This is a genomic window from Streptomyces lateritius (assembly GCF_014649715.1).
Lineage (GTDB): Bacteria > Actinomycetota > Actinomycetes > Streptomycetales > Streptomycetaceae > Streptomyces > Streptomyces lateritius.
The window spans coordinates 114,260-122,083 of sequence record NZ_BMTO01000014.1 but is presented as its reverse complement, the minus strand read 5'-3'; the positions used below and the strand labels follow the sequence as shown (position 1 = coordinate 122,083).

At 68.8% G+C, this 7,824-nt stretch carries 7 protein-coding genes and 2 pseudogenes; 1 reads left to right on the top strand and 8 read right to left on the bottom strand.

From position 1 onward, the window contains the following. Positions 1-100: 100 nt before the first annotated feature. Complete coding sequence (pntB, locus tag IE136_RS26335) at positions 101-1,519, bottom strand: Re/Si-specific NAD(P)(+) transhydrogenase subunit beta (RefSeq protein WP_189601585.1); 1,419 nt, start codon at positions 1,517-1,519, stop codon at positions 101-103. 1 nt (position 1,520) lies between these two features. Beyond that, positions 1,521-3,041: a Re/Si-specific NAD(P)(+) transhydrogenase subunit alpha gene (locus IE136_RS26330; RefSeq protein WP_189601584.1), complete on the bottom strand. Its 1,521-nt coding sequence runs from the start codon at positions 3,039-3,041 to the stop codon at positions 1,521-1,523. Between the two features lie 647 nt (positions 3,042-3,688). Between IE136_RS26330 and IE136_RS26325 the strand changes: the two are divergent. Further along, a pseudogene (locus IE136_RS26325) lies at positions 3,689-4,312 on the top strand (NADPH-dependent F420 reductase); the annotation flags it as partial. 93 nt (positions 4,313-4,405) lie between these two features. Here the strand turns inward: IE136_RS26325 and IE136_RS37025 are convergent. The 6 genes and pseudogenes from IE136_RS37025 to IE136_RS26300 all read right to left on the bottom strand — a co-directional run. Beyond that, a pseudogene (locus IE136_RS37025) lies at positions 4,406-4,570 on the bottom strand (hypothetical protein); the annotation flags it as partial. Positions 4,571-4,814: 244 nt separating this feature from the next. Further along, entirely contained in the window at positions 4,815-5,093 is a 279-nt protein-coding gene (locus IE136_RS26320) for a GlsB/YeaQ/YmgE family stress response membrane protein (protein WP_158983792.1), read from the bottom strand. 714 nt (positions 5,094-5,807) lie between these two features. Then, the gene (gene mscL, locus IE136_RS26315; RefSeq protein ID WP_158983794.1) at positions 5,808-6,251 is read right to left on the bottom strand and encodes a large conductance mechanosensitive channel protein MscL; all 444 of its coding nucleotides are present in this window, start codon (positions 6,249-6,251) and stop codon (positions 5,808-5,810) included. Positions 6,252-6,570: 319 nt separating this feature from the next. Continuing rightward, positions 6,571-6,837, bottom strand: a complete 267-nt coding sequence (locus tag IE136_RS26310; RefSeq protein WP_158983796.1) for a DUF4235 domain-containing protein — start codon at positions 6,835-6,837, stop codon at positions 6,571-6,573. Next, complete coding sequence (locus IE136_RS26305) at positions 6,834-7,301, bottom strand: DUF3618 domain-containing protein (RefSeq protein WP_158983800.1); 468 nt, start codon at positions 7,299-7,301, stop codon at positions 6,834-6,836. The genes IE136_RS26310 and IE136_RS26305 overlap by 4 nt, the downstream gene beginning before the upstream one ends. Then, the gene (locus tag IE136_RS26300; protein ID WP_189601583.1) at positions 7,298-7,717 is read right to left on the bottom strand and encodes a phage holin family protein; all 420 of its coding nucleotides are present in this window, start codon (positions 7,715-7,717) and stop codon (positions 7,298-7,300) included. The genes IE136_RS26305 and IE136_RS26300 overlap by 4 nt, the downstream gene beginning before the upstream one ends. Positions 7,718-7,824: the final 107 nt, after the last annotated feature.

Sequence of the window (7,824 nt, the reverse complement as noted above, 5' to 3'; positions counted from 1 at the left end):
CGCCGAGTTGGCGGAGTGGAGGGCTCTCGGAGGGGCCTGCCGGCTCGGCGTGGATGTCTCCGTCCACGCCGAGCCGGCAGGCCCTCACCTGTCGCGCTTCTCAGAGGGCGCCGACGATGTCCTCGACCCGGGCCTTCGCGTCGCCGAAGAGCATCGCGGTGTTCTCACGGAAGAACAACGGGTTCTGCACGCCGGCGTATCCAGAGGCCATCGAGCGCTTGAACACGATGACCTTGCCGGCCTCCCAGACGGTGAGCACCGGCATGCCGGCGAGCGGGCTGCTGGGGTCCTCTGCTCCGGCCGGGTTGACCGTGTCGTTGGCGCCGATCACGAGGACGACGTCGGTCTTGGCGAAGTCGTCGTTGATCTCGTCCATTTCGAGCACGATGTCGTACGGCACCTTGGCTTCGGCGAGGAGCACGTTCATGTGGCCGGGCAGGCGGCCGGCGACGGGGTGGATGCCGAAACGTACGTCGACGCCCTTCGCGCGCAGTTTGGAGGTGAGCTCCGCAACCGGATACTGCGCCTGGGCGACGGCCATGCCGTACCCGGGCGTGATGACCACGGACCGGGCCGAGGCGAGGAGTTCGGCGGTGCCCTGAGCGGTGGTCTCCTGGTGCTCGCCGTAGTCGACGTCGGAGCCCGACGGCGCCTCGATGCCGAAGCCGCCGGCGATCACGGAGAGGAACGAGCGGTTCATCGCCTTGCACATGATGTAGGACAGGTAGGCACCCGAGGAGCCGACGAGCGCACCGGTGATGATCAGCAGATCGTTGCCGAGCAGGAAGCCGGAGGCGGCCGCCGCCCAGCCGGAGTAGCTGTTGAGCATCGAGACGACGACCGGCATGTCGCCACCGCCGATCGACGCCACCAGGTGCCAGCCGAGGGCCAGCGCCAGGACCGTCACGGTGATCAGCAACCACAGCTCCGGCGTGATCACGAACCACACCGTCAGGGCGAGGAACAGGACCAGCGAGCCGAGGTTCAGGGCGTTCTTGCCCGGTAGCACCAACGGCTTGGAGTCGATCTTCGCGGCGAGCTTCAGGTACGCCACGATGGAGCCGGTGAAGGTCACCGCGCCGATGAACAGGCCGATGAACACCTCGGCGTGGTGTATGCCCAGCGTGCCGAGCGCGTCCAGGGCCTTGGCCTCGTGGCCGTTCGGGTCGTGCTCTACGTTCAGGAAGCCGTTCCAGCTGACCAGCACGGCGGCCAGACCGACGAAGGAGTGCAGAAGCGCGATAAGCTCGGGCATTCCGGTCATCTCGACGCCGCGGGCCCGCTTCAGGCCGATCAGCGCGCCGATCAGCATCGCGACGGCCATCAGGCCGAGGCCGGCGCCGCTGACGTCGCCGTCCAGCGCCAGCACGACCGTCGCGACGAGCGCCACGCCCATGCCGAGCATGCCGAAAGCGTTGCCGAGCCGTGCCGACTCGTGCTTGGAGAGTCCTGCCAGCGCAAGGATGAACAGCAGCGCGGCAACAAGGTAGGCCGCCTGTGCGGCGAGGGTCGCAGACATGTCAGCTCCGGTTGAACATGGCGAGCATGCGACGTGTCACCGCGAAGCCGCCGAAGACGTTGATACTGGCCAGAAGGATCGCGACGAACGAGAGCACCGTGACCGCCGTGCTCGTGTGACCGATCTGCAGGAGCGCGCCGACGACGATGATCCCGGAGATCGCGTTCGTCACCGACATCAGCGGCGTGTGCAGCGCGTGATGCACGTGCCCGATCACGTAGAAGCCGATCACGATCGCGAGCACGAAGACGGTCACGTGGGGCAGCAGCGCCGCGGGGGCGAACGCGGCGGTGAGGAACAGCGCCAGCGCGCCGAGGGCCACACCGCCGAACTTCTGCCTCGCCGTCGCCGGCGCCTTCTCCGGCTTCGCCTGCTCCGCCGCGGGCGCGGGGGCCGGGGCCGCGGAGACCTGGACCGGCGGGGGCGGCCACGCCGACTCGCCCCTGCGCACGACGGTGATCGAGCGCTGCACCGGGTCGTCCCAGTCAAGGACCAGCGACCCGTCCCTGCCCGGCGTCATCAGCTTCAGCAGGTTCACCAGGTTCGTGCCGTACAACTGCGAGGCCTGGGCAGGCAGCCGGCCCGCCAGATCGGTGTATCCGATGATCGTCACGCCGTTCTCCGTGACGGTCTTCCCGCCCTTCACGGTGCCCTCTACGTTGCCGCCGTTGGCGGCCGCCATGTCGACGATCACCGACCCCGGCTTCATGCTCGCCACCATCTCCGCGGTGATCAGCGTCGGAGCGGGACGGCCCGGGATCAGCGCGGTGGTGATGACGATGTCGACCTCGCGGCACTGCGCGGCGTAGAGCTCGACCTCGCGCGCCTTGTAGTCGTCGCCCATCTCCTTGGCGTAGCCGGTCTTGGAGACCTCCACCTCCGGGGACTCGATCGACAGGTACTCGCCGCCCAACGAGCGGACTTGGTCGGCCACCTCCGGTCGCGGGTCGGTCGCCCGTACGATCGCACCGAGCGAGCCGGATGCACCGATCGCCGCCAGACCCGCGACGCCGGCACCCGCGACGAGGACCTTCGCCGGCGGAACCTTGCCCGCCGCGGTCACCTGCCCGGTGAAGAAGCGTCCGAACTCGTGGGCGGCCTCGATGACGGCCCGGTAGCCGGCGATGTTCGCCATGGAAGACAGCACGTCCATCGACTGCGCCCGGCTGATGCGTGGCACGGCGTCCATCGACAGCGCCGTGAAGGGACGCCGGCTCAGGTCCTCGACCATCGCCGGGTCGAAGGCCGGCGCGAACAGGGCGATCACCGTCGCCTCCGGGCGTACCCGGTCCAGCTGCGAAGGGGTGGGGGCGTTGACCCCCAGCACCACGTCCGCGGCCGCCGCGTCGCCGACGGTCGCGCCAGCGGCCTCGTAGGCACCGTCGGTGAAGCCGGCCGCGACCCCCGCGCCCGAGGCGACGACCACGTCGTACCCGAGTTTGCGGATCTGTTCGATCGTGGCCGGCGTGGCCGCAACGCGACTCTCACCTGCCCGCGCTTCCTTGAGGACTCCGACAATCACGGGTGTTCTCCGTTCGCTGCTCTGGCCGTCACCGGCGTGTTCTCAACACGATCAGAAGTGCACCCGCAATGATCCGGAGCACGATGCTCAGCTTGGCCGTCCAGAGCTCTCCTTGAACAGCACCCACCGGTGAGGCACACGCAACATTCGACGGGACACGAATCCCATGTCTCACATAACGTCGTGCGTCTTGCAGCCGAAGCCCGAGCGGTCCGGGCGACTGCGGACGGTGGATGCCCCTGCCCGCCTCGCGTCTCAGGGGCCTGCCGCTGGGCGGTCGTCCGCGAACCGGACGGGCGGCCACGATTGGGCTGAGCACGGTCGGTGGTGATGCAGACCCGCGATCACGGCGCGTTGACCCCCACATGGTCCCCAGGGCCAGTGCGTCCTGGTCGGCTTCGCCGGGCGGGGACCAACTTGGGCTGAGTCGTCGGTCAGCCGTTCGCTCCTGGGAGCTGTGCTGACCGGATCTTGCCGGGTGGAGAGCGAGGACACGTTCAGCGAGCTTCGCCGTGGGGGCGCCGTGGCGAGAAAGCGGACCTGTTCGAGGTATCAACCCTCGGCACCGGCTCTGCAGGAGGACGCGTATCCACTGGTCGCGCGCCCACCCGGAAGTGGTTGGAACAAGCCCGGTGTGGAGCGAAGCGATAGGGATCGGTGTGCCCGGAACCGGGAACATGGCGGACGCACTGGCCACGCACCGGGTGCGGGCCGGGCACGAGGTGTTCGTCGGAGGCCGGGACGAACAGAAGGCCCAGCGGCTCGCGACGCGCATCGGGGGCTGTCGGGCCACGGGAGTCTGCAGCGGGCGGCGGACTTCGGCGAGGTGCTCCTGGCCGCGCTGCCATACGGCTCGGGGGCAGACGTCGTCAGCGGACTCCAGACGGCGCTGAGCGGGAAGGTCCTGCTCGACTGTGCCATTCCGGTCGGGCCCGGCTTCCGGCTGCTGACCGAAGGTGGCCCCTCGGCAGCGGGCCGACTTGCCGTGGCGGCACCGGATGCGCAGGTCGTCAAGGCGTTCACCCTCTGCCACGAGGATGTGTGGCGGATTGACACCGCCGGTCTTCGACAGCCAGCCCCTCGCGGTTCGCATCTGCGGCGACGACGAGGCGGCACTCACGCTGGTGTACGAACTGGTGCGGGACGTGGGCTGTGAGCCGTTGGCCGGGGGTGGGCTGGAACGCGCCGGGCTGCTGGGGGCGACCGCAGCCCTGTTCCCCGGACTGTGGGTGGAGCAGGCGGACGTACGAGCGATCGCACCGCCAGTGGCGACGAAGTATCCGAAGTGGGGGGTGCGCAGCTTCGAAGCCAACGAGCTGATCGAAGAACTGCTCGGTCGACCAGTCCTCCGGAAACCTGATCGGGTGGCGCTCGATCTGGTTGCGCAGGTTGTTGGTCGAGGTGGTCCATCCGCTGAGCGGGTCGTGGTCCAGGTGCCACAGTCGGCTGCGGTCGTCCGGGCAACGTGAGGAGTACGCCGTCGAGAAGGCTCCCCAACCGCGCCACGTCCATCTGCTCAGCCATCTCACGATGAGGAGTGACGGCGGGACACGATTCCAGATGCTGCCGAGTCAGCGCCCCTCAGGCCCCATGTGCGGGGTGCTGCATCTCCCCGCCTTCGACGACAGCCGTCCCCCTATTCTCGAGGTACGCCCCTGGGCGGAGACACCGCTTGGGTCGAAGCTCGACCGTAAGGGTCTTTGCCGCACAGCAGCGGAACGGCTCCGCCCTCACAAGAGGGGGGAGCCGTTTGCCGTCCGGGATGAGCCTGTGTCAGGCGTGGCTGTGATGGCGCTTGTTGCCGGTGACCAGTCGGTAGACGGCGAGGAGGATGACCGACCCGATGATGGCGGCGATCCAGGTGGAGAGGTCGAAGAAGCCATCGATGGAGTCGACGCCGAAGATGACCTTGCCGAGAAAACCGCCGAGCAGACCGCCGGCGACGCCGATGAGCATGGTGATGATGACGCCGCCCGGGTCCTTGCCGGGCATCAGCGCCTTCGCGATGAAGCCCGCGATCAGACCTATGAGGATCCAAGCCAGAATGCCCATGATGCGTCTCCTACCTCGGTGAATAATGCCGGTGTTAACGATCGTCTGCACCGTGCGGTGGTTTCCAAACGTCCCGACTCCCCCCTTGCTCGCATCGGGAGGCGGCTGCGGGCCGCCGGATGACGTGTCGCGAGTCCGGGCGTGCGGCCCGGGCTCGTCGTGCGAGCGTGAGTGGTGCTGGCCAGGGCCAGGTTCGAGACGGAGGGGCGGCATGGCCCCAGGTGTTGTGGCCTTCTTCAGCACCCACGGCATCACCGTCGAACGAGTCCTGACCGACAACGGCTCCCGTTACAAGTCCGCGCATGGGCGTGGTACGAAGCTGCCCTGGGTGCCGGGTGGGTCGGTGCGGATCTCGATGTCGGGGAAGACAGGTGGAACCCGCGGGCTTGATCCCGTGGGATTCCGGGCGCCGATCCTGATCCTTGAGAGACCAGGCCGAGGCCGCCGCGATGGCGCGCCCGGCATGACTGAACCCGTAGGAACACCTGCGAGGGGCCGCGTGGCAGGGGCCTCGACGGCGGCAGCCCGGAGCTGCTGCCCGGTCTGTTCCAGGGCAGCCGAACAGGTCCTGCCGTCGAGGGGCGTGGAATGAGGGCACGCCTTGGCGGTGTGCGTTGCCCGGCAGTCTGTGCGATGACGCTTCCCGAGCGACTGGGCGGCGTGGCTGAGCGGTGGTGCCATCCGAGCTGTTGCGGATCGATCAGTGGAGGCCGGTTACCCGGCGCGCTGGGTGGTCTCCCCTGCCTGGGCGGGTACGGCGGGCAGGGGCACAGTGCAGGACCCGCACCGTCGTGCCTGGGCGGGGACGGGGTTCAGGCACTCGGGGCAGTCCCGTTTGGGGGCTTGGACGTCGTGGTGGGGGGCGAGGCGCTCATGGAGCTTGTTGATCGGCAGCACGACCAGGAAGTACAAGGCAGAGGCGACGAGGAGAAAACTGATCGCCGCGTTGACGAAGGCGCCGTAGGGGAACTGGGTGCCGCCCACGGTGAAGGTCTTGTGGCTCATGTCGCCCGTGACGCCGGTGGCCAGCCCGACCAGCGGTGTCAGGAAGGCACTGACGAAGCCGTTGACCACAGCGGTGAACGCTGCGCCGATGACGATTCCGACGGCCAGGTCGACCACGTTGCCGCGCAGGATGAAGCTGCGGAAGCCCTTCACCTTCTCACTCCTTGGGGTTTCGACGTCGAGAGGGGAACCGACTGTGCTGGGGGCCGCTGACGGGCGTCGGGTCAGACCGCGGCCGGCGTGCGTGGGGGCAGGGCGTGTGTCGGCCGTGATGGCGGGAATGCGCATCGGCGCAGGAGGTCACGTGTGGTGCGCATGCTCAGCGTGCTGCGCCAGGCGAGGCCCGGGTGGCGGGAGCGCAGGTGCGAAAGTGCCCGGGGCGGGTGCGCGGCCACGACTTCCTCCGTTGGTTTCGGGCTACGGGGTGGCGGCGCCGGCCCTCAAAACGAGGCCGACGCCGCCTTTGGACGGTTCAGCCGGGCCAGGTGCCGGTCAGGCGCCGGGTGGTGGCGGCACCCGACCGGTCGACGGCCGCCTTGACGACCGCGAAGATCGCCCCTTGCAAGGCTGCGGCGATCAGGACTTCCCGCCAGGTGCGATGCTCGTCTGTGGCATCGGGGGCATCGTCGTCGTGGCCGATCATCTTCCACGCCTGCTTGAACGCCGCGCCGGCGATCATGCCGCTCGTGGCACCGAGCACCAAGCCGACCGGCTTGTAGGCGATCTTGGACACCTTCACCGGCACCTCCGGCTGCGGCGCAGGAGCAGGAACACCACGACCGCCGCTACCGCGGCGATCAGCGGGGTGCGGTTGGCGCGCGCCATGACCGCGGCCGTCTCAGCCTTCTCGCGGACCGGGTCGGGGGTCTTCTCGGCGGCGAGGTGTCCGGCGCGGGCCGCGCTGTCGCGTACCTGCGCCGCGGCGTGTGCCGCCTTGTCCAGGACCGGATCGGGGGTCTTCTCCTTGACCAACTGAGCGGCGTGCGCCGCCTTCTCCCGGAGCTGGTCGGTGACGTAGGTGGCCTTCTCGGCGGCCTGCTCCTTGAACTCGGCCGCCTTCTCCTTGGCCTGCGCCTTGACGTCGGCCTTGGCCGCCAGTGCCTCCACGGTCAGTCCGAGCTCATCACGGGTGTGCTCCACCTTCTCGCGCAACTCCTCGGGAGTGGGCGCGGATTCCTTGTCGCCCTGGTAGGGGGTGCTCATCGGTGTGTTGCCTCCTTGATCTCGGCCAGGTCGGCCTTGACGCTGTCGATTGCCTGCTCGGGCGCAGGGGTGCCGGCCTTGGTGATCTGCTTCTTCCCGGCAGCGGCCATCCCGGCGGCGACGGCCGCCAGCAGGGCGGCGGTAATCAGAGCCGAGGCCCAGACCGGGAGGAGCAAGGCGAGGGCTGCGATCACGGCGGCGACAAAGGCCTGCGCGGCCAGGATGCCGACCAGGCCGGCGCCGCCGAACAGGCCGCCGCCCACCCCGAAGCGTTTGCCCTTCTCGGTCATCTCCACCCGGGCCAGCTGCATCTCTTCACGGACCAGCTCCGAAATCTGCTGCGACGCTCGTGAAACGAGGTCGCCCACCGATTCGTCGGGGCTGCCGTGGTCCGGGTACCGTCCGACGGCGCTCATCTACTCTTCACCCTCTCCGCATGCTTGCTCCGTTATGGCGCGATGGCTGCACGATGGCCGCCGTTCGGGTCACCTGCGCGGTACCGCGCCGGTCAGTGGTCCGAATT